The organism is Bradyrhizobium sp. UFLA05-109 (assembly GCF_054185165.1).
In genome coordinates this window covers 1-1467 of record NZ_JBBIAR010000156.1, presented here as the reverse complement: position 1 = coordinate 1467, position 1467 = coordinate 1, and the positions used below count along the sequence as shown (strand labels likewise).

Here is a 1467-nt window from a genome sequence, read left to right as displayed (position 1 = left end):
TCCTGAATGGAGTGTGCTCAGACGCGCTGCGACTGCCACAACGCGCACATCAACATCCAGTTGGGATCGCAGATGGTGCGAGTCATTTGCCCGCGATGCGCAGCCGCTTCATCGCGCGCATGACTGACATCGCATTCCAGGCATCACCGCCGCGCGGCGGCGGAATGTTGCGGCTGGTCAGAGCAATTTCGCGATATGGCTTGCCCCGCATCGCCTCGAGGACAGGCTTTAGCTTGGCATCGCGCGGCCCTCGCGGCCGCGCCGTATGTCGCGATCAAGCTGCCGTATACGCTGCATTGAGGTGAGCGATGGCAAAATGGCTCGACCGACTGGAAGACGCCGGCCGTCCTGCAGCGCGGCGTTGTAGAGCAGCCGCTGCCCCTCAAGGATCGCGTCGAGCGCGCGGTGTTGTGCGCGCGTCGGTCGAAGGCCGTATTGGAATGACAGGAACATCAGTCAAATATCGCGGCTCTCAGCTATAGTGCAAGGCGCGGCTTGCCGCGGCCGTCGGCGGCTCTGCCTCGGTCTTTGATCGCGTGCTCTCGATGCGCTAAGGGGGATTGATCCAGTAACCTGTCGCACCGCCGGCAGTGGGTGTGCGGGCAGAAGTGCGTGCAAAAAAAACCCGCCACCCCCGGGAGCAGCCCGTGCGGGCATTCCCGATGGCGGGGGGCTTTATTGCATTTTACAGTTAGGAACCGAGGATTCCTTGGAAACCGAAGTTTCCTGCACTACCGATCCCGTTCAAAGCGTTAGCGTCGCCGCCGAGGCTGGTAGCCGCAGCGACCTGCACGGGAATGGTGTTCTGTACGGAGTTCTGTATGCTGATCGGTACGTTGACCAACCCGCCGCCGCCAGCCACCACCTCGAGGTCCATTTCCGTTAGTTCACAGATTTCAGTCATGGCCTGCCTCCTTAGGAGAAAAGCCCGCACACCCCTCGAGAGCAGCCCATGGAGAGTGCGGGCATTCCCGACTTAGCCGTGGCTCACAATCCCGACCAGGGTCGCGCTGTTGATCTGATTACCGATCGCGTTGACAGCGGTGGCGGGCGAGTTTTTGCCGCTGGAGGTAGCAGTGGCGCTCTGGTCGGCATAGTTATACTGAACGTTGGTCAGGTACTGGTCCACATCAAAGCCGCCAGCAACCGCCTCGAGGTCCGTATCGATGAGTTCACGAATCATAATTTGCTCCAAAGAGTTTGTGTTTGGTCTGTATTTGTGAACAACACTGGCTCGAAGCGAACCAGTGCCTCACTGCCCGTATAGATGCCTGAAGACGGATTTTTTATCTGTGAGAAAAATCACGTCCCGCAGAGAAGCCTGCCCGTGCGTTTCTTTGAGCCGGACCGCCTTTGTGCCGGGCGGGTGATTGAAAGCCACCTAAGCCTCTCCTGAATGGAGTGTGCTCAGACGCGCTGCGACTGCCACAACGCGCACATCAACATCCAGTTGGGATCGCAGATGGT

The 1467-nt window shown here is 59.3% G+C and carries 2 protein-coding genes; both read right to left on the bottom strand.

What is annotated here, in order from left to right; all coding sequences use genetic code 11:
• Positions 1-691: 691 nt before the first annotated feature.
• Positions 692-904, bottom strand: coding sequence for a hypothetical protein (locus tag Q3C01_RS44810; protein ID WP_458151738.1), 213 nt, complete (start codon positions 902-904; stop codon positions 692-694).
• Positions 905-976: 72 nt separating this feature from the next.
• Complete coding sequence (locus Q3C01_RS44805; protein ID WP_458151737.1) at positions 977-1183, bottom strand: hypothetical protein; 207 nt, start codon at positions 1181-1183, stop codon at positions 977-979.
• Positions 1184-1467: the final 284 nt, after the last annotated feature.

Coding starts and splice junctions, on each gene's coding strand:
- Q3C01_RS44810 (WP_458151738.1), bottom strand. CDS start 904: ATGACTGAAATCTGTGAACTAACGGAAATGGACCTCGAGGTGGTGGCT.
- Q3C01_RS44805 (WP_458151737.1), bottom strand. CDS start 1,183: ATGATTCGTGAACTCATCGATACGGACCTCGAGGCGGTTGCTGGCGGC.